Origin of the sequence: Vibrio sp. TRT 2004 (assembly GCF_050113735.1) — a bacterium.
Taxonomy (GTDB): Bacteria; Pseudomonadota; Gammaproteobacteria; order Enterobacterales; family Vibrionaceae; genus Vibrio.
Genome location: NZ_JBNJOH010000008.1, coordinates 79998 through 99996 on the forward strand (window position 1 = coordinate 79998; position 19999 = coordinate 99996).

At 45.9% G+C, this 19999-nt stretch carries 19 protein-coding genes; 6 read left to right on the plus strand and 13 right to left on the minus strand.

Annotated features, from left to right (window positions below; genetic code table 11):
• The first annotated feature begins 173 nt into the window (after positions 1-173).
• On the plus strand, positions 174-893 hold the full coding sequence (ompR, locus tag ACQEXR_RS05530; RefSeq protein WP_138972917.1) for a two-component system response regulator OmpR: 720 nt from the start codon (positions 174-176) through the stop codon (positions 891-893).
• A gap of 72 nt (positions 894-965) precedes the next feature.
• The gene (envZ, locus tag ACQEXR_RS05535) at positions 966-2273 is read left to right on the plus strand and encodes a two-component system sensor histidine kinase EnvZ (RefSeq protein ID WP_138972916.1); all 1308 of its coding nucleotides are present in this window, start codon (positions 966-968) and stop codon (positions 2271-2273) included.
• Positions 2274-2330: 57 nt separating this feature from the next.
• Here envZ and ACQEXR_RS05540 read toward each other — a convergent pair whose 3' ends face one another.
• Genes ACQEXR_RS05540 through gspC form a run of 12 tightly spaced genes read right to left on the minus strand, consistent with a single transcriptional unit; the run spans position 2331 to position 13522 of the window.
• Entirely contained in the window at positions 2331-3092 is a 762-nt protein-coding gene (locus ACQEXR_RS05540) for a type II secretion system protein N (protein WP_138972915.1), read from the minus strand.
• 4 nt (positions 3093-3096) lie between these two features.
• Positions 3097-3588 (minus strand): type II secretion system protein M, encoded by a 492-nt coding sequence (locus tag ACQEXR_RS05545; RefSeq protein ID WP_426953027.1) that lies wholly within the window; start codon positions 3586-3588, stop codon positions 3097-3099.
• A 10-nt stretch (positions 3589-3598) separates the two neighbouring features.
• Positions 3599-4810, minus strand: a complete 1212-nt coding sequence (gspL, locus tag ACQEXR_RS05550) for a type II secretion system protein GspL (protein WP_426953026.1) — start codon at positions 4808-4810, stop codon at positions 3599-3601.
• Complete coding sequence (gspK, locus tag ACQEXR_RS05555) at positions 4776-5789, minus strand: type II secretion system minor pseudopilin GspK (protein WP_426953025.1); 1014 nt, start codon at positions 5787-5789, stop codon at positions 4776-4778. The genes gspL and gspK overlap by 35 nt, the downstream gene beginning before the upstream one ends.
• On the minus strand, positions 5779-6432 hold the full coding sequence (gene gspJ / locus ACQEXR_RS05560) for a type II secretion system minor pseudopilin GspJ (protein ID WP_426953024.1): 654 nt from the start codon (positions 6430-6432) through the stop codon (positions 5779-5781). Before gspJ ends, gspK begins: the two co-directional genes overlap by 11 nt.
• A complete protein-coding gene (gene gspI / locus ACQEXR_RS05565; protein WP_138972910.1) occupies positions 6419-6775 on the minus strand; it encodes a type II secretion system minor pseudopilin GspI in 357 nt (118 codons plus the stop codon). Before gspI ends, gspJ begins: the two co-directional genes overlap by 14 nt.
• Positions 6762-7346, minus strand: coding sequence for a type II secretion system minor pseudopilin GspH (gene gspH, locus ACQEXR_RS05570; RefSeq protein ID WP_426953023.1), 585 nt, complete (start codon positions 7344-7346; stop codon positions 6762-6764). Before gspH ends, gspI begins: the two co-directional genes overlap by 14 nt.
• A 21-nt stretch (positions 7347-7367) precedes the next feature.
• Positions 7368-7811, minus strand: a complete 444-nt coding sequence (gene gspG, locus ACQEXR_RS05575) for a type II secretion system major pseudopilin GspG (RefSeq protein ID WP_138972908.1) — start codon at positions 7809-7811, stop codon at positions 7368-7370.
• A gap of 41 nt (positions 7812-7852) precedes the next feature.
• The gene (gspF, locus tag ACQEXR_RS05580; protein ID WP_138972907.1) at positions 7853-9079 is read right to left on the minus strand and encodes a type II secretion system inner membrane protein GspF; all 1227 of its coding nucleotides are present in this window, start codon (positions 9077-9079) and stop codon (positions 7853-7855) included.
• Positions 9079-10569: a type II secretion system ATPase GspE gene (gspE, locus tag ACQEXR_RS05585; RefSeq protein ID WP_426953022.1), complete on the minus strand. Its 1491-nt coding sequence runs from the start codon at positions 10567-10569 to the stop codon at positions 9079-9081. Before gspE ends, gspF begins: the two co-directional genes overlap by 1 nt.
• Positions 10569-12593, minus strand: a complete 2025-nt coding sequence (gspD, locus tag ACQEXR_RS05590; protein WP_426953021.1) for a type II secretion system secretin GspD — start codon at positions 12591-12593, stop codon at positions 10569-10571. Before gspD ends, gspE begins: the two co-directional genes overlap by 1 nt.
• 35 nt (positions 12594-12628) lie before the next feature.
• A complete protein-coding gene (gene gspC, locus ACQEXR_RS05595; protein ID WP_426953020.1) occupies positions 12629-13522 on the minus strand; it encodes a type II secretion system protein GspC in 894 nt (297 codons plus the stop codon).
• A 225-nt stretch (positions 13523-13747) separates the two neighbouring features.
• On the opposite strand from gspC, the gene hslR reads away from it, so the two are divergent.
• The 4 genes from hslR (at position 13748) to ACQEXR_RS05615 (ending at position 19067) form a co-directional block, all read left to right on the plus strand.
• Positions 13748-14134 carry a ribosome-associated heat shock protein Hsp15 gene (gene hslR, locus ACQEXR_RS05600; protein ID WP_138972904.1) on the plus strand — a complete coding sequence of 129 codons (387 nt, stop codon included), beginning with the start codon at positions 13748-13750 and terminating at the stop codon, positions 14132-14134.
• Positions 14135-14163: 29 nt separating this feature from the next.
• On the plus strand, positions 14164-15039 hold the full coding sequence (gene hslO, locus ACQEXR_RS05605; protein ID WP_427019914.1) for an Hsp33 family molecular chaperone HslO: 876 nt from the start codon (positions 14164-14166) through the stop codon (positions 15037-15039).
• 336 nt (positions 15040-15375) lie between these two features.
• Positions 15376-17004, plus strand: a complete 1629-nt coding sequence (gene pckA, locus ACQEXR_RS05610) for a phosphoenolpyruvate carboxykinase (ATP) (protein WP_426953018.1) — start codon at positions 15376-15378, stop codon at positions 17002-17004.
• 113 nt (positions 17005-17117) lie between these two features.
• Positions 17118-19067: an AsmA family protein gene (locus ACQEXR_RS05615; protein WP_427019915.1), complete on the plus strand. Its 1950-nt coding sequence runs from the start codon at positions 17118-17120 to the stop codon at positions 19065-19067.
• Here ACQEXR_RS05615 and ACQEXR_RS05620 read toward each other — a convergent pair.
• A complete protein-coding gene (locus tag ACQEXR_RS05620; RefSeq protein ID WP_426953016.1) occupies positions 19025-19960 on the minus strand; it encodes a YiiD C-terminal domain-containing protein in 936 nt (311 codons plus the stop codon). The genes ACQEXR_RS05615 and ACQEXR_RS05620 overlap by 43 nt on opposite strands.
• Positions 19961-19999 lie beyond the last annotated feature (39 nt).

The following is a 19999-nucleotide window of genomic DNA, read 5'->3' on the forward strand; positions in this document are numbered from 1 at the left end:
TTTTTGACGATATTAAATTGAAGTTACGATATACATTAGCTAAAAAGGAAATAAACGTTAACAATTCTTTGCGCCACTAGAGCGTGAACAGTGTTACATTTTAAGCTGCGCAGTGGGTAAGTCTTTCTCTACCCTGTTTTAGTGCGTGCTTATCAAATAGGTGGAACCATTACATGCAAGAAAATCACAAGATCTTAGTTGTTGATGATGATGCACGTCTTCGTGCACTACTAGAGCGTTACTTGTCTGAGCAAGGATTCCAAGTTCGTAGTGTTGCCAATAGCGAGCAAATGGACCGCCTGCTAACTCGTGAAAACTTCCACTTGATGGTTCTCGACCTAATGCTGCCTGGTGAAGATGGCTTATCCATCTGCCGTCGCCTGCGTAATGCGAATAATACGCTACCCATTCTAATGCTGACAGCGAAAGGTGATGAGATCGATCGTATTGTCGGCCTCGAAGTGGGTGCAGATGACTATCTACCAAAACCTTTTAACCCACGAGAACTACTCGCGCGTATCAAGGCGGTTCTTCGTCGACAAACCATTGAGTTACCGGGCGCACCAAGCAGCGAAGAGTCGATCGTTGAGTTTGGTGAATTTCGTCTCAACTTAGGAACTCGTGAAATGTTCCGTGGCGAAGAATCGATGCCCCTAACATCAGGTGAATTCGCTGTACTGAAAGCACTTGTGACGAACGCACGTGAACCAATGTCTCGCGATAAATTGATGAACATGGCTAGAGGTCGTGAATACTCAGCAATGGAACGTTCGATAGACGTACAGATCTCACGTTTGCGCCGTATGCTCGAGGTCGACCCAAGTAAACCTCGTTACATCCAAACCGTTTGGGGATTGGGCTACGTCTTTGTCCCTGACGGTAAAGAAGCCTAACAGTTTCTAGATTTACTAGAGTGCGAGACCCGGTCTCGCACTCTTCGTTTCTACTCCACTAAGGTTGGCGTTATGCGCATTCGCAGCTCATTTACACAATCCATCTTTATCTTTCTTACTCTACTAATCGCAAGTCAGGTCTATTCTTACTACGCCGTGTTCAACTACGCGTTAATGCCTAGCCTGCAACAGTTCAATAAAATCCTCGGCCATGAAATAAACCTAATGCTTGATGACTCGGCAAGCCTCGAGGATGAACTAGCGATGGATGCACCTCTACGCAGACGAGTTTTGGAGCAGCTTGGTGTCACCATCCATGCTGAAGATAGCCCGATTGCTGACGAGTACTACCATGCAGTGTCGATCGACTTGATGAGTGAGGAGATGAGCAATGAACTTGGCTCACCCACAGATGTGCGAATGATGTTGGGTAACGACAGCTATGTGTTATGGATGAAGATCGATTCTCTGCCAGGGTCGCTGTTACGTATTCCCCTCTCCGAACTACAGGAAGAAGACTTCACACCGCTGTTTCGTAACAGCTTGATCATGGCGCTACTTATCGTAGCCGGTGGTTGGTTATTTATTCGTTTACAAAATCGACCACTTATTGCTTTAGAAAAGGCAGCGAAAGTCGTAGGACGAGGGGAGATTCCACCACCACTTCCGGAAAAAGGCGCTTCAGAAATTCGCTCCGTAACACGCGCATTTAATCAGATGTCAAAAGGCATTCAGGCTCTAGAAGAAGATCGCGCTCTATTGATGGCGGGTATCAGCCATGATCTAAGAACCCCTCTAACCCGCATCCGATTAGCGACCGAAATGATGTCACCAGAAGATAGCTATCTTGCAGAAGGCATAATTAGCGACACCGAAGAGTGTAATGAAATCATCAGCCAGTTCATGGACTATCTAAAGCCCGTGAACAAGCAGTCATTTGTCTCTGTCGATTTGAATGAAATTGCTAACGATGTCGCCTCATCAGAAGGTGGGTATGAAGTACAAATTGAAACCGCTTTGGTTCAACCACTTAAAGAGACGCTCGGCAGCCCTATCGCGATTAAACGTGCCGTTAGTAACCTCGTTGTGAATGCGATTCGATATGGAAATGGATGGATAAAGGTCAGCACCGGCATCACCGCAGACAACAAACTGGTTTGGGTCTGTGTTGAAGATAACGGCCCTGGCATTGAACAGAACCAGATTAGCAAACTGTTTGAACCTTTTACTCGCGGTGATACCGCTCGAGGAAGCGAAGGTACTGGACTTGGACTTGCGATAGTCAAACGAATTGTTAGCCAACATAACGGTTCGGTTATCGTTAATAATCGCAGTGGTGGCGGTTTAAGAGTACAAATCAGTTTTCCCGCCAGCAAATAATCAAAAGGGCAGCGTGAATCACGCTGCCCTTATACATTGTTGCTCGATACCTAGCATTTACCATTGCCCTTGATTGTTGAAATGGTATTTACCATCACTATCCGCAGGCTCTGGCAGCCACTTGAGCTGTTGTTGTAACGCTTGAGGGAACTCCGCTAACGGCTTAAACCAAGCACTCAGCTTGTAGCTACTCGCCCCAACCTCAGCACTGAAACCACTTTCAACCTCTTGGCTCTGCTGCTCTCCTTGCACATCAATACGACTCTGCTGACAACTAAATTGTACAATGACCGGCCCGAGATAGAGATCTGCCAGTGGCGTACTCACCACTTGAGTATTCCACACTAAGCTTCCTTGAGCGCTATCGCAATATGGTTGGGCGTAGCGATAGGAGCGAAGATTGACCTCAACCTGACCTTCGAGATCCAACGGTACAGGTAAGCGCGGGATAAACTTAATCATTTCTTCGACGGAAATAGCGGCAATAAGATTTTGCGCATAAAAGCCACTGAAGTCGTAACCAATCACACCTCGACCTTGAAGTGAGAGGTCACTGCCTCTGCCAAAACGAATTTGCGCCTCTAGAGAACCCGCGAGCATCTTAACCAGATTAAACTGCCAGTTGAGTGCCCCATAATTTGTGCCCTGCCATTGAACTTGCTGGGCACTTCCCTGCCATACCGTCCCTTCGATATCAGCTACGCGCAATGCACTGGGTAAAGGCGCATATTGAAGAATGAACTGTGCAGGCATGTGAAACATCGCACTTACGACAAACACGCTACTGATGAATAGACCCGATAGAATGGTTTTCTTCACTCTGTTAACCCCTACCTAACTGCAATCGATTCACTTCGACCACGCCATCTTGAGCGCCTTTATCTACATCCAGAAATACGACCTCAATCCCGTATGTCTCTTGTAAGTAGGCAATCCAGCTAACAAACTGATTGAATGGCATTGGCGCAATCCAAACTTGAAATTGCTCTCCACGAGGCTGGACACGAATAAGCTCAACATTAAAACGTTTAACGCTTGATGAAATGGCCTGGTTAATTGGCATACTCGACACCGTCAGACCGCCCTGTGCTTTTAGCTTGCTGATCTCATCACCCTTGCTTTTAACCCAAGCCAAAAGCTGTTTCTCACTTTGGATACGCATCTGTGCATCATCAGCCCTTTGAGCGATGGGTTGTACGATCCCCCAGTAGACACTTCCAAGGACAGCAAAAAAAACACACACAACCACTAAGCGTTGCTCTCGCTGAGAGATACTTAGCCACCACGTTTGTAAGGACGTCAGTAAATTATTCACTCAATACACCTCACAATGGTTTCAAAATAAATGAGCCATTGACTAGGCTCCCAGAGCGGTTAAGTTGCCCTTGCTCAACCTCGAATCGAGTGGCTAACAACTCTGCAGCTTTCTCAAAGGTTTGAAAGTCTTTACTTTGAGCTTGCACTCTTACCTCATTTCTATTGCTGTCGTACTTAAAGCTCACCAGATCCAAAGAGGGCACTTGGCTCAATATTGGCGGTAAGGTGGCAAGGATGCTTAATATGGAATTATCGCGGCCAGACCCTGACATCAATCGTGCTTGCTGTTCCAATTCACGCTTTAAGTAACTGACTGTCGGTATTTTATTTTTGCCTGGCACCAACTGGCGGAAAATACGCTCACTTTCCGCTCGATACGCTGTGGCTTGCGCTTCATAACGCTGTATCTTCTGTACATTGTCGACCACGATGACAGCGAGCAGCAATACTGCAGCTACAGCTACCTTCTGCCATGTTTTCCAGTAACGACCAAATGAAGACTTAGGCTTAAATCGCCCAGTGAGCAAAGTCAGTTTGCTGGCAACGGCTTGTTCAGCAAGTAACTGCATCACCAACTGAGGCTGAGTCTCTTGCCAATCTTGCTCTTCATCCAATTCCAATTCAGGCAAAGCGGAATAGGCCGTTAACGGCAAACACTCATCCTCACGTTTCACCCAGTCAGACTGCGCCACTAGAGCCAACCACTCGCTGTCAATTGATATCCCTGAATACGTCGATTTCTTCAGTAGCCATTGTCCATCAAGTTCAACAGCGGAAATCCCCTTTGACTCGGGCAAAGCTAATACGTCTGGCAGCACTTTTTGAATCTGACAACCAATCGCTGTCAAACGTTGCAGAATATGTGTTAACCATTCGCTATCAACCGCACACACCTGAGCACGTCCGTTACCTTTATGAAAAATGGTAAAGTGGAGCTGATCAACATCTTGTGCCAGCTCATCTTCCATTACGTACGGCAGCATCGCTTCAAGCTGACGACTGGCACCCGCGGGGATCGCGATATCGTTTAGCACTAAGCTCGAAGCAGAGAGCAAAACGATCGTACGTCGGTTTTCCCCATACGGCGCGATGTCCGCAATAGCATCTTGGTTCGCAAGCTCGCCACTCGCAATCACTTCCTGCTGTGTCACCGACCATACTAACCATTGAACAGCTAAGGTCGGATTATTGCTCAGTCGAACGATCAGAAACTCGTTCACCGATACCTCCGAAGCGACGGCGAATAACCGTCGCAGTTTCTTGATTATTACTAAAGAGCAAGCTTCTAACTCTTACTCGGGAGTCATCAACGACGATCTCCACATCCATTTCAAAATAAGCACTTGTGACGGCAAGGTAACCCTTAGCCTGTTGCAGCACCTTTTCATCAATACCAGAAAAGGCCCCTTCACTAAGCATTTCATCAACCGTCGTCCAGCCATCAAAAGGGCGACTATCAAGGAGTTTTTTTGCCTCACTGGTCGCCAAATGTGGATAGAACAGTGCAGACAGCAACTCTGCTTGATCAGGTTGCAGTGTATTCACATTGAGGCGAAAGTCAGACGTAGGTATTGCACACACATAAGGCAATACCTTGTGCACCACCTCACCAGAAGCCTGATTCACCGCTCTCAGCTCAGAGCTATCTGACAACATACTATTGGCAGTAAGGTAAGCCGGAGAGATAGATTCATAGTAACTGTCTTCGACACCTGCAGAGGAATTGCTGACATCATTACTATCCAAATATTCCCACAACGATTGAGAAATTATCTCTGCCTGATAGCTTTCCACCTCTAGTTCCTCGAGCAAACGCTGAAAGACTTCCACTAAATACGGCGAACGGCTGGAACTAGGCTGGTCAGTGACGGCAGCTAAAGCATTGAGGTTAAAGCAGGCCTGTTTATCAACTAAGCGCCCTTTCAGAGTTCCGTAATCCAATGGATAGGTTTGTTCCTCCAGTGCCCATGGCTGAGAAAGATTGATGGTATCTGAGTCTCTAAAGCTCTGTTTCAACCCTGCTTCAGCCAACGCTTCCGCGCCCACGCTATACCAATAAGCTTGTTGGTAGTTGAGCTGATTGCTCGCGCGCCTAAACTGACCAAACAAACGGTCAGCCATACTCGCAGCGATACTGACCATCACCGCCAAGAGCAACAAAACAATAATCAGAGCCACACCACGCTGCTTACGACCCATCCGCGTTTTGCTCCTCGTCGACCTCTAAAGCACCACCAGCAGTTAGATAGATACGTTCTATTGCTCCGTAATCCTCAAATACCAACTTCACTAGCACAGCTTTCGGCAAGGTATAATTCGTTTCCCAGCGTTCTAACCACTGGTTGCCATCGTAAAAACGTAAATCAAAGGAGTCGACCTTATCAATCAAGGGCATCACTATCCCTTCTTGGCCAACTGGAGTGTCAACGTATCGCCACCACACCCGCTGTAACTCGCCTTCTTTTAATCGATACCCCACTTTGCTCACCTCCCCTCGCGGGAATTGCTGTTGGGGGTTATGCCAGCCAGAGCGCACAAACATTACGCCTTTAGCATCAGAATCAAGTAGGTAATCTTGCCAATGAATCAGCTCTAGAGATGGCTCCTCACCATTGGTGCGCGATTGACGCAGCGCCATTTGGCGAAAATCGTTGTCCATAAAAACTAACGTTCTCTGTAGCGTTTTTAGCCGTTCACTACGTTCAAGTGACAGTTCATTACTGCGCTGAACTTGATTGAGCACCTGATAGGCTCCAATACTCAAACTGGCAAAAATCGCGATAGCGACAAGAACTTCAATTAAGGTGAAACCATGCGAGGAAGACTGACTACTTCGGTACATAGCTTCTTACCGTCACAACGGGTGTTCCTTTCGCACTTGCTGCCACTTTCACGTCAAATGCTTGCAGAAGATCACCCGCTGTAGAAACAGGCTCTACCGACCAAAACCATTCACGTTCAGCTAACATTTCAGTTCCTTTTTGCTTGCTTGGTTTTCGTCCTGATAGCATCACTTTCGCCATCTGATTGTCTGCCACCATGCTCGCAAAAGTTTTCTCTTCCAAGAAGTTGAGCGTATTAATATGCTGGCTAACAGAACGAATCGTCGCTATCGCTGCGGTCGCAAAAATCGCTAATGCCACCAATACTTCCAGCAAGGTAAAACCACGTTTACTCGCCTTCATCACGTTCTCCTGGAGCCAGCAACAGTATCTGTCCACTCTCTTTAACCACTATGTGCCATGCATCACGTTCAGCATCTTTCTGCTGCGGATAAATAGCAACTGATACAGGTGTTATTTCTCCACTCGACATAATGAAGACTTGAGGAGGTGGGCGTTTTTTCTCGTCATCTTGTTCAGCAAACATCTCCTCGTCGAACAGGCTACCTGGCTCAAAAAGTCGCTCTTTATCGCTCCAGACATCCCCCCCAAGTTGCAGCATCAATGCCAATCCCGAGTCCAACTCGGTTTTCTCTGGAATATGTTGTTCATCCAGTTTCTGCCACCCCTTGGAGGTTAAATGCATAAATTGATAAGTCGACTTTTCCTCATTGATATTTAAGCCGAAATCACGCCCACTTAGCATCGCCTCTTCATTGAGCAGTTGAATGCGATAAAACAGCGCTTGGGCTTGCTTCTTTGCAACATCTTCGGCACTGACGGTCAGTGTTGAAATAACGGCTACGGATGCCAGAGATATCAGCACCAATACCAACAATATCTCTAGCAGAGTAAAGCCTGCGTGACGACGCATAGTTAACCTAACTTGGATGTCTTACTGAAAATCTTGAATATTCCAGTTACCAATATCCGAGTTAGCGCCTTCACCGCCCTCTTGACCATCTGCACCTAAGGTAAAGATATCAATACTGCCGTGGTCGCCTGGGCTTAAATATTGATAGTCGTTGCCCCATGGGTCTGATGGTAGACGTTTGATATAGCCACCATCACGATAATTGCGTGGTTCAGGATTTGATGGCTTCGTTACCAGCGCTTCAAGACCTTGATCCGTTGATGGGTAAACACTGTTATCCAACTTGTACATATCAAGCGCATTCTCTAACGCAACAATGTCAGTGATTGCTTTTTGCTGATCCGCTTTCTCTTTGTTACCTAATAAGTTAGGAACAACAAAGCTCGCTAAAATCCCTAGAATGACGACAACGACCATGACCTCTAATAGAGTAAAGCCTTTCTGAACGTTCATTTTCTTATTCATTTTTTTCTCCACGACAAGCAGCTTCGATAAGCTCAAAGCTATTATGAACTCATTAAATTATTCATTTCTAAAATTGGCATTAACGTCGCCATAACGATAAATAAAACCAACCCAGCCATAAGAGCGATCAGTGCTGGAGTAAAGATCCCTAACGCAATATTCACCGTTGATTCAAAATTTGCATCTTGGTTATCCGCAGCACGTGTCAGCATCGCCTCTAATTCACCACTTTGTTCACCACTGGCTATCATGTGGAGCATCATTGGAGGGAAGAGTTTGGTCTGCTCCAAAGCTCGACGCAAACTTGAACCTTCACGAACATTATCCGTAGCAATTAAGACCTGCTGTTTGACGTAATGGTTCGACATAACATCCACCGCGACCCGCATACCTTCTAAGATAGGGATTGCGCTCGAGGTACATATCGATAATGTACGAGCAAACCGAGAAGTATTCAGCCCACGAGCAATTTTCCCAACCAGTGGCATCGCGATAATTTTTCGGTCCCATTTGAGACGTACATTCGGCTTGCTCAAAGCGTATTTAAACAGATAAGTCATCACAATAACGGCCACAAGAAGTTGTAGCCCCCAGCTCTGAATAAACTCACTTGAAGCGAGCAAAAACTGGGTAGATTGAGGTAACTCCTGACCCATCTGTACAAATTGACCAACGATTTTCGGTACGACTGCTGCGAGTAGGAAAGCGACGATACCGATCGCAAACACCACCAGCACCACAGGGTATATCAATGCCTGCTGTAATTTGGAGCGCATCTTCTGACGATTTTCCGCATAATCTGCCAATCGTTCTAAAACCGAATCCAAATGACCTGACTTTTCTCCAGCAGAAACCATTGAGCGAAACAGATCATCAAATACATGAGAATAATCCGCCAAACTGTCCGCTAAGGTATAACCTTCTGTCACTTTGGAACGCACTGCCAACAACATGGTGCGAATACGAGGTTTTTCTGACTGTTCGGAAACGGCTTTTAAACACTCTTCTAATGGCATACCGGACTGAACAAGTGTCGCCAGTTGACGGGTCACTAGAGCGAGATCAGGTGTACTTAAACCTCGCTTAAACTGAAATAAAGACGGCTGTTCGCTCTTCTTTTTCGCTTGCTGGCGAGTTTCACTCACTTCGACTGGAATCAAACCCTGTTCTTTAAGCCGAGCTCGAACCTGCCGACCATTGTCGCCTTCAATCACGCCTTTTTTGGTTTTGCCTTTAGCGTCGAGAGCCTTATATTCAAATGCCGCCATTAGCTTTCCTTAGTCACTCGCACTACTTCCTCAAGTGACGTAATGCCTTGACGGACTTTACTCAAACCATCACTCCGAATACTTGGAGTATGCTGACGGATATGCTTCTCTATCTCTTGCTCACCCGCTTCACTGTGAATGAGTGCCTGGACATTTTCATCCACGACCAAAAGCTCATAAATACCAGTACGCCCACGATAACCTTTAAAGTTACACGCTTCACAGCCACAAGCTCGATATAAGGTCAGCTCTGCTTCAGGCTCGATAGCAAACAATTTTTTTGTTTCGGCATCGGGTTGATATGGTTCCTTACAGCTAGGGCATAAGGTTCTAACCAAACGTTGTGCAAGAACCCCAAGAAGTGAAGAGGAGATTAAAAATGGCTCAATGCCCATGTCTCTCAAACGAGTAATGGCACCAATTGCCGTATTGGTATGGAGCGTCGACATCACTAAGTGACCAGTCAAAGACGCTTGAACTGCAATCTGCGCGGTCTCAAGGTCACGGATTTCACCCACCATCACCACGTCAGGGTCCTGACGAAGAATCGCACGCAAGCCTCGGGCGAACGTCATATCAACCTTTGGATTGACTTGAGTCTGACCGATACCATCAATATCAAACTCAATCGGATCTTCGACGGTAAGAATGTTTCGCTCGTTGCTGTTAATCTCCGTCAACCCTGCATACAAGGTTGTTGATTTACCCGAACCAGTCGGACCAGTAACCAATAAAATACCGTGTGGTCGCTGAATCATGCCGCGAAATGCATCATGATTTGACGGGGTCATCCCTAAGCTATGCAAGTCTAACCGTGTGGCATTTTTGTCGAGTAGACGCATAACCACTCGCTCACCATGCGAAGAAGGCATCGTTGAAACACGCACATCAACCGCTCGACCACCGATTCTCAGAGAAATGCGGCCGTCTTGTGGTACTCGCTTCTCAGCAATATCAAGTCTAGCCATCACTTTTACGCGTGAGACTAGCAACGGCGCTAGTTTACGACTAGGTGAAAGTACCTCGCGGAGCACACCGTCAACACGAAAACGGATAGAAAGACTCTTTTCAAATGTCTCGATGTGGATATCTGAAGCACCTTCCTTGATCGCTTCACCTAGCATGGCATTAATCAACTTGATAATCGGCGCATCATCTTCAGACTCAAGCAAGTCTTCATCTTGTGGCAAATCTTCAGCCAAGGAGAAAAAGTCATCACTATCAGCGCCAATATCTTCCATTAGCTGACGAGCTTCAGAAGAATCTCGTTGATAGGCTTCCGTTAGTTTGCTTTCAAACACCTCGATACTGATCGACTGCAATGAAAAAGTCTGGGCACAAAAACGCTTCACTTCTAACAAAGCTTGGACTGAAATAGGTTCAACGTAATAGAGCACCATTCCCGCTTCAGTCGGTTCAAGCACTAGCTTGAACCGATTGGCAAAACTAAATGGTAGACGCTTTGAGTATGGCGTGACTTGTACGTCCATTACTGTTTATCCATTTGGTCTAAAAACGCTTGTATTTCAGCTGGGTGTCGGATTTCTTCACCAAATTTAGGGAGCACAGGGATATTGTCATTGCTCATTAGTTTTAGGCCTTGATCAGCCTTGTAAAGCTGTTCTGCACGAATGAAATTGTATTTACGTTGAGTAATGCCATCCGCAGTCACACCATCACGAATAATGGTTGGCTTGATAAACACCATGAGGTTTTTCTTCTCAACCTGTGTGCTGGTTGACTTAAACAGATGCCCCAAATACGGAATATCACCCAATAGCGGCACTTTGGATTCACTTTCTAGCGCTCGCTCATCGATCAGGCCACCTAATACGATCATTGAACCGTCTTCAACCATCACAGAAGTGTTTAGCTGACGCTTAGCAAAACGTACGTCGACAGCACCATTAGCCCCAAGTACATTGGACACTTCTTGTTCGATATTGAGCTGGACTGAATTACCTTCATTAATCTGAGGCACCACTTTCAGTTTGATACCCACTTCTTTACGATCGACCGTTTGGAACGGATTGTCATTGTTAGAGCCCGCAGTCGACCCCGTAATAACAGGTACTTCTTCACCAACGATGAAAGACGCCTCACCATTGTCCATAACGGTAATACTTGGTGAAGATAGAATATTAGAGTTTGAGTCCGTTGAAACCGCGCTAATTAGAGCGGTCCAATCGCCCATAACAACACTCAACGCAGCCCCGTTAACGCCAGACAGGGCAGAAGCTAATGTGCTGTAGCTACCTTTTTCAGTCGACTGGCGAGACTCCCACTTGTTCGTCGTCGAGTTCCAGTAACTCTCAGTTGTCGTAGTATCTTTAGCCTCTTCGAGTCCGACCATCACTTGCCCAATCGGTACACCCGTATTTCCGTATTGAATTACCGCACCGCTCTCTAGGGAACCCCACTGTACTCCTAGATTGACCCCATCTCCTTCGGCCATTTCTACGATCAAGGCTTCAATCAGTACTTGTGCGCGACGGATATCAAGCTGGGCAATGACATCTTGGATAGCAATCATAATATCTGGCGGAGCAGTAAGGACCAGAGCATTCGTCTCTGGGTGAGCGGCGATCATCACCTCACCACGCTGAGTACCGCTCCCTTTAGTGCCCGTCGACTTCTCCGCTTGTAAGTTATCAGACACACCTTTTAGGACATCGACTAAATCTTCCGCTTTGGCATACTTAAGATAAACGACGCGGTTGTTACCTTTGGATGCCATTTCAACATCTAGCTGTTGGATAAGCTTTCTCAGACGTTGACGAACTTGGGGATCACCGGAAATTAAAATCGAGTTAGTGCGGTCATCAGCGACGAAATTTGGCTGCAAAAATGCTGGAGTATTTTTGGCTTCCGTCGTTTTATTCAAAGCTTCAACGATTCGCACCATTTCTGCCGCAGACGCGTTCGATAGCTCTACCACCTCGATCTCTTTGTCACCCGCTTGGTCTACACGCTTAATGATGTCTGCCAAGCGATTCACAACCGCTGCGCGTCCAGTAATTAAGATAATGTTCGCTGGATCGTAGTGAACAACGTTACCCGCACCCGCATTGTCGTTCAATTGACGCAACAACGGCGAAAGCTCACGCACCGACACGTTTCGCACAGCAACAACACGAGTAACAACCTCATCACCATTGATATGGCCATCTCCTACAACAGGGACGGCTGACGTTTTCGCATCTTTTGCTTTAATCACTTTCAGAATGCCATTGTCCATTTCAACAACAGCAAAACCGTAGACTTCGAGTACATTGAGGAAAAAGCTGTAATATTGCTCTTCGGTCAACATATCGTAACTACGTACATCAATCTTACCGCGCACAGAAGGATCGACGATGATCGTCTTCTCTAAGTTACGTCCAACTATATTGATAAACTCACTGATGTCTGTGCCTTTAAAGCTGGCACTAAAATCATCAGCTACCGACATTGTTGGTGATACTAGTAAGCTTCCCGCTAAAAGCCATGCGCTTTTTTTAAGCCAATGGTTCACTCTTCACTCCTCGAGAGGACGTCACGACGTCCATCTTATAATTCAATGTATATCTCAAATAACTGGCCATCGCGTTCAACAGTCAAAGTCACTTCATTCACCTGCGACAAGTTTTGCCAAACTTCACCCATTGACGCTGAGTCTTTTAAATCAAGTCCGTTGATCGCCGTAGCAATATCACCTGCTTGTAATCCAATAGTTTCAAAGAGAGCTTTATCTTTACCTGGGGACAATCGATACCCGACCACCTCTTCATCTCGCTTTACTTGCGACATTCGTACGTATTCAAAGAGTACTTTTGCGTCGTTACGAATCTCTTCGCGTATCTGATCCAAGGTATCTTGAGATGCATTCGATACTATTTGTTTGCTACTGCTTTCTATTACCTGAGGGGCTGGCTTAGTGAACTTCAATCCCTCAAGCATGATGGTTTCGTTTCGACCTGAATTATCAATAATCACACGGTCTTGCTGCACCTGAATCAGTTTTGCTCGCGTCCCTTCAATCATTTCATTCAAACCGTAGGTTGCTTGCGTACCTTTATTCGCGATAACCGCCAAGCTCTTCTCTGGAACAGAACTGGTTACAACACCAACCAATACCAAATTAAGACGACTCTTAGGTGCAGCTTGAACCTTGGGTTGCTCAATCACTGGCGCATTGCTCTGATATTGGCCAAATAGATGGCTATTTTGCAGGCTAGATAGGTCTATTTGTGACGAACTGGTCGTTTCTTGTCTCGCCACGTTAGAAGGCTGCCATTTGGATACGCTCGGTATGCTCCATGGTTGCCAAATCATTTGTCCTGCTATCCATGCTGTGACTGCTAGCAATATGAACATGACCGCAAAGCTTACTCTTTGCTGTACTTGCTGTTGCTTAAATGTCTCACCTAACTTCATTAGCGTATTCATGCTGTTGTGCTTCACTCAAGTTCCTTCTTTGCTGGGTTAGGTGAATTTACCGTAATTTATCAGATAAATAGCGTTGAATTGTATCAAAACAAGCAACATCCAAACATAACAAACTCTTATATTGTCACGACAGACTATGCCAATTTTTATGATCTTGCTTGAAAAAACCTACACTCGTCACCATTGTTAGTGCATGTAACAGGGCATCAATAATATTCACCTTAGAGGGTAAAAATCACCATGGGTTCCCAAACCGAAGCGGTAAGGCTCGACAAATGGCTATGGGCTGCGCGCTTTTATAAAACTCGCTCCATCGCTCGAAATATGGTCGATGGTGGCAAAGTCCATTATAATGGGCAACGCAGTAAACCTAGCAAAGCTGTTGAACTCGGGGCGATCATCACTTTAAGGCAGGGCCAAGAAGAGAAAACCGTGGTTATTGAGCAAATCTCAGATCAACGCCGTGGAGCTCCCGAAGCTCAACTGCTCTATTCCGAGACCGCTGAGAGTATTAGTAAGCGCGAAGAAAACGCGACACGTCGCAGACTTCATGCTCACAATCCAAGCCCAGAGCGTCGTCCAGATAAAAAACAGCGCCGCGACATCATTAAATTTAAGCACCAATAAGCTCAACCAGATTTACGAGGAAACGCCACATGGCAAGCAATGTTTTAAACCGCTACTTATTTGAAGACCTTTCTGTTCGTGGCGAGTTGGTACAATTGGATGAAGCTTACCAACGTATTATTTCTAGCAAGGAATACCCAGCACCCATTCAGAAGTTGCTAGGCGAGCTATTGGTTTCAACAACACTTTTGACAGCAACTCTGAAGTTTGAAGGCTCAATTACAATGCAACTTCAGGGTGACGGTCCTGTGTCGCTTGCCGTCATCAATGGCGATCACGATCAGAAGATTCGTGGTGTTGCACGTTTTGAAGGCGACATCGCTGACGATGCAACGATTCATGACCTGATGGGTAAAGGTCACTTAGTGATCACTATTGATCCTAAGAAAGGTGAGCGCTACCAAGGTATTGTTGGTCTTGAAGGCGAAAACTTATCTGAGATTCTAGAAACGTACTTTGCCAACTCTGAGCAGCTAAAAACTCGCCTATGGCTACGTACTGGTGAATATGAAGGCAAGGCGCATGCGGCAGGTATGCTAATCCAAGTTATGCCAGATGGTACTGGTACGCCGGATGATTTCGAGCACCTAGAGCAACTCACCAACACAGTTAAAGATGAAGAGCTATTTCGCTTAGAAGCAAATGAGCTTCTATACCGTCTCTACAACCAAGAGAAAGTCCGCGTGTTCGAACCTCAGCCAGTTGAGTTCTTCTGTGGTTGTTCTCGTGAACGTAGCGGCGCAGCAATTCTTACTATTGAGCGTACGGAAATAAATGACATTTTGGCAGAGATTGGTTCAATTTCTTTACATTGTGATTACTGCGGCACGAACTATTCGTTCGACGAAGCAGAAGTATCAGAGCTGTTTAATCAAGCAAATTCTGGTAACAAAACGCTGCATTAATTCTTACGACTTATCAAGTCTGTAATTTACCCTTCAAAAGGCCAGCACTCGCTGGCCTTTTTGTGATCAAAACCTCGCTATACCTAGCCTTCGCCGTAATAAATTAACCTATTAATTTTAGACAATTAATAATGACTTTGCTCTAGCGCAAAGCTTTGCGCACACGATAAACTAGCTCTACCAATATGTGATGTGTCGCTTAAAACCCCAATAAGATTACGGATATTTTTTGAGCTATATCCCTGTTTTATCTGAGGCCCATTGCTAGCATGGTGAGCAGACAAAAATTAAAAAATTATTACAAAATCCCTACAAATATTCCGATAAGGAGCACCTATGACCGTTATGGAACATACAAAGGCTGCAACAATTGATCTTACCAAACACGGGCTTCAAAACGTAAAGGAGGTTATTCGTAACCCTAGCTATGAAGTGTTGTTCGAAGAAGAAACTCGCGCTGATCTGGAAGGCTATGAAAAAGGCGTAGTCACCGAATTAGGTGCAGTCGCTGTTGATACTGGTATTTTTACCGGCCGCTCACCAAAAGATAAATACATCGTCAAAGATTCGACCACTGAAGAACATATGTGGTGGACTTCAGATTCAGTAAAAAATGATAACAAACCAATCGACCAGGCTGTTTGGAATGATTTAAAAGAGCTTGTGACTAGCCAGCTTTCTGGTAAACGAGTATTCGTTATCGATGGTTACTGTGGTGCTAACCCAGACACACGTTTAAGTATTCGCGTTATTACAGAAGTGGCGTGGCAAGCGCACTTTGTGAAAAACATGTTCATTCGTCCAAGCGAAGAAGAGCTCGCAACTTTTGAGCCAGACTTCGTTGTCATGAACGGTGCAAAATGTACCAACCAGAAGTGGCAAGAACACGGCCTCAACTCTGAAAACTTCACAGTATTCAACCTCACAGAGCGCATGCAGCTTATCGGCGGTACTTGGTACGGCGGCGAGATGAAGAAAGGCATGTTTGCGATGATGAACTACTTCCTTCCGCTACAAGACATTGCGTCGATGCACTGTAGCGCCAACATGGGCAAAGACGGTGATGTTGCGATCTTCTTTGGTCTATCTGGCACAGGTAAAACAACCCTATCCACCGATCCGAAGCGTGCACTGATCGGTGATGACGAACACGGATGGGATGACGATGGTGTCTTCAACTTTGAAGGCGGTTGTTACGCAAAAACCATCAAGCTATCTAAAGAAGCAGAGCCAGATATCTACAATGCAATCCGTCGTGACGCTCTTCTAGAAAACGTAACAGTGCGCTCGGATGGCTCAATCGACTTTGATGACGGTTCAAAAACTGAAAACACTCGCGTTTCTTACCCAATTGAACATATCGAAAACATCGTTAAGCCAGTTTCAAAAGGCGGCCACGCAAACAAAGTTATCTTCCTATCTGCGGATGCGTTTGGTGTTCTTCCTCCGGTATCAAAACTGACTCCAGAGCAGACTAAGTACCACTTCCTATCAGGCTTTACCGCTAAGCTAGCAGGTACAGAGCGAGGCATCACTGAACCAACACCAACATTCTCTGCTTGTTTCGGTGCAGCATTCCTAACGCTACACCCAACCAAATATGCAGAAGTTCTCGTGAAACGTATGGAAGCGGCAGGCGCTGAAGCTTACCTAGTGAACACTGGCTGGAACGGTACTGGCAAACGTATTTCGATTCAGGATACTCGTGGCATCATTGACGCGATTCTAGACGGTTCAATTGAACACGCTGAGACGAAGCACATCCCAATCTTCAACCTTGAAGTACCAACAGCGCTTCACGATGTTGACCCTGGCATCCTAGATCCTCGTGATACCTACACAGATCCACTGCAATGGGAAAGCAAAGCAAAAGATCTGGCTACTCGCTTTATCAATAACTTTGATAAGTACACTGATAATGATGAAGGTAAGGCTCTTGTCGCCGCTGGTCCTCAGCTCGATTAGTGACCTATTTACTATTTGTCTATCTAAGCCCCTCATTTGAGGGGCTTTTTGTTGCCTGAAACCAAAATTTGTTCCAAGCTAGTATCACTAATCATTAAGGGAAGTGATTCATCGTGAAAAAAGCACTGTTGCTGCTGAGTATCCTGCTTGTCAGTATTGCCACTCTGTCTATTTTGACGCTTTATATCGTGATGCAATCACAATACGCTCCTAAAGCGGTCAACTTACTAATCAGCAAGCTTACTCCCTACTCAATAACCACTTCTGGCGTGCAATATACGGCCCCCTTTCAACTCAAACTCAGTGATGTTGAAATTCAATCTTCTCAACGTGTCATCATGCTGCCAGCAGTGACGCTTTGGCTTAGCCAAATACCGTGGCAACAGAACAAACTTTCCTTCGACTCGATCCTAATAGAAGGTGCCACAATTAATCTTGAGGCAATGCATGCAGAACTCATTGGCGATGTCTACGTCCACCAGCTCGCGTTGAAACATGTCGACATTAGCGCACCAAGATGGTCAGCTCGCGGCGTCAATCTGCAAATCGAACAGCCTCGTTGGGTTACCAACAGCCAATCCTTACCTTACGGTGATATCCAACTTTCGGCTGAACAGCTCTATATGCAAGGCGAGGCGCTGAATAACTTGCTGATCGATATGCGTTATCAGGAAGAAGATAGTACGATTTTTGGTGGCTCATTTAACTGGCGGGGCGCTGTTTTTTCTGGGCAAGCAGAGCAGTATTCCCAAGGTTGGTCGTTAGTTAATGTCACCATCGACAAACTCTCTTTGCCAGAAAGCGAGCAAGTTGAGCAACTGGTCACGACCTTAAATAACCTTAGCTTGCCGATCAATCACATTAATAGCCTCGATATACTCAGTAGTTCATTTAACTATGGGCACTGGCGCTTCGAACAGCTTGACGCGTCGCTAGAAAACCTCTCACTCAATGATTCACTGTGGCAGCATCAAAGTGGATATGTCTCTTTTGATGCCGAAAGTATCAGTAATCAACAAGTACAACTCTTCTCCCCTAGAACGAGATTGGCATTTGCACCACAACAAGTCACGATTGAAGAGTTTGACGCAGATTTTCAACAAGGCAGAGTTCAGTTACAGGGGACGATCAGCCCTAAACAAGTATCTTTGAAGCAACTCAAGATCGTAGGTATAAAGTGGCTGGAGCAAACCGAACTGGCCATCCCAGCCTTTACTGAAATGGTGGTCAACCTCAATAAGTTAACCATCGAAACCCTGAAGGTTGAGAACAGCCAATTTATTCAGGTAGAACAACGCCCATACTGGCAAGTTTCTGGGCTAAACGTGACCGGTTCGCAACTAACATTAATCGACGAAAACAAAGCAGGACTGCTGTCAGGAGACTTAGACATCAGCGCTAACGCGGCAAGCATCGACAAACTGATCGCCACTCAGGCACACGTGAAAGCGCACGCAGAAAACAATCTAGTCACCCTTGAGCGTGCGTTTATTCCTTTAGAGCAAGGCTATATCGAAGCGTCAGGGATTTGGGACAGAGGCTCTGTTAGCGCTCCTTGGTCACTCTCGGTACATGCCGATGGACTTCCATTAGACCACTATCTTCTGCAGCAACGAATGCCGTTCTCGCTATCAGGATTGGCAGAAGCAGAAGTCGAACTTAAAGGGTTATCTGGTGACTACTCGATGCTATCTCATAGCCTATCGGGGCATATTCTCACTCAACTACATCACACTCAGCTAGATGCGGTCAGCCTTGATGGTGAAAAAAACTACCAACAAACATTAGAGCTCAGCGAGATCACGCTTCGCGCTGACAGAGGACGCATAGTGATTGCGGGAGGAAATGACAACGCTCAAATAGCGGGTGAAGTCGATCTCACCAAACCTGAATTTGCTACTTTGTTACTAAAAGCTGAACAGAAATGCCAAGAGCTTTGGTCTGATGTTCTAGGTAAAGCGAATGTGATTAAACAAACCTGTAGCGACAAGGAGCCTCCGCTGCCGAAGGCCATCGATAGTCATGATTTTGATTTGGAAGCAGGGCCCAGCACAGCTTTGTAGTTCGGTAGCAGCATGTAGGTACCCACAAAGTCCACCGCAGCTTTGTCTCCACTGTAGATGGTCACGTGAATCACAATACGTGCTTTGCGACCAGAAGCCAGTCGGTCTAAGTCACCACTAATGCCATCAAGGGACGTAGATGCAACGGGGTTCTGCGTGACTGGATGACGATAACGAATTTGGCTGTCAGCCAATACAATATCCCCAGTGAGGTTCCGCTCTTTCATTAGCAACCAGGTGAGACCCCAGCCCGTTAAGGTGGCGAGAGTAAAAGCCGAACCAGCAAACATCGTATTGTGAGGGTTTAAGTTCGGATTTAGCTGCGCACTACACTCAAACTGATAGCCCGTGTATTGGTTGATTTTGATACCCATTTTGTCACTAATAGGAATCTGATTCTCCCAGCGCTCTTGCAACTCTGTACACCATTCTGGCTTACGCAATACATTAGCCATCGGATCGAGTTGCTTCACCATTTGTTGGTGACGAACAGGTCCACGCTCATCGGTCAACTCACCACGTCGTTCAAATCCATTCTTCTCATAAAACGAAATGGCATCTTCTCGGGCATTACAAACCAGTCGTTTGGCACCTTCCTGGCGTGCTAACGACTCTAGAGCAACGAGGACTAATGAACCCATCCCCTTACTGCGTCGATTACCTTTTACCGCCATATAGCGAATCTGACCTTCGCTATCTGGGGTTATGTAAAGACGGCCAATCGCCATAGGTAAGCCACGTCCATTAACTATCATGCGGTGATGACTCATAGGATCGTATTCATCACGCTCTGAGCCAATCGGCATGCGCCAAGGCTCTCTTAGCATCTGCCAACGAAAGTGATAATACTTATTGAGTTGGTTCTCTGTTTTTGGCGTGATCAGCTTAAACATAAAAATCCTTTTTTATGGAGACAGATAGTGTCTCCCCAC

Excerpts from the sequence above, each read along its gene's own strand:
- gspG (WP_138972908.1), bottom strand. The coding sequence starts at position 7,811 with ATGAATAAGAAAATGAACGTTCAGAAAGGCTTTACTCTATTAGAGGTC.
- ompR (WP_138972917.1), top strand. The coding sequence starts at position 174 with ATGCAAGAAAATCACAAGATCTTAGTTGTTGATGATGATGCACGTCTT.
- gspE (WP_426953022.1), bottom strand. The coding sequence starts at position 10,569 with ATGGACGTACAAGTCACGCCATACTCAAAGCGTCTACCATTTAGTTTT.
- gspF (WP_138972907.1), bottom strand. The coding sequence starts at position 9,079 with ATGGCGGCATTTGAATATAAGGCTCTCGACGCTAAAGGCAAAACCAAA.
- gspJ (WP_426953024.1), bottom strand. The coding sequence starts at position 6,432 with ATGTACCGAAGTAGTCAGTCTTCCTCGCATGGTTTCACCTTAATTGAA.
- gspH (WP_426953023.1), bottom strand. The coding sequence starts at position 7,346 with ATGCGTCGTCACGCAGGCTTTACTCTGCTAGAGATATTGTTGGTATTG.
- hslR (WP_138972904.1), top strand. The coding sequence starts at position 13,748 with ATGGGTTCCCAAACCGAAGCGGTAAGGCTCGACAAATGGCTATGGGCT.
- gspI (WP_138972910.1), bottom strand. The coding sequence starts at position 6,775 with ATGAAGGCGAGTAAACGTGGTTTTACCTTGCTGGAAGTATTGGTGGCA.
- ACQEXR_RS05620 (WP_426953016.1), bottom strand. The coding sequence starts at position 19,960 with ATGTTTAAGCTGATCACGCCAAAAACAGAGAACCAACTCAATAAGTAT.
- pckA (WP_426953018.1), top strand. The coding sequence starts at position 15,376 with ATGACCGTTATGGAACATACAAAGGCTGCAACAATTGATCTTACCAAA.
- hslO (WP_427019914.1), top strand. The coding sequence starts at position 14,164 with ATGGCAAGCAATGTTTTAAACCGCTACTTATTTGAAGACCTTTCTGTT.
- envZ (WP_138972916.1), top strand. The coding sequence starts at position 966 with ATGCGCATTCGCAGCTCATTTACACAATCCATCTTTATCTTTCTTACT.
- gspK (WP_426953025.1), bottom strand. The coding sequence starts at position 5,789 with ATGGGTCGTAAGCAGCGTGGTGTGGCTCTGATTATTGTTTTGTTGCTC.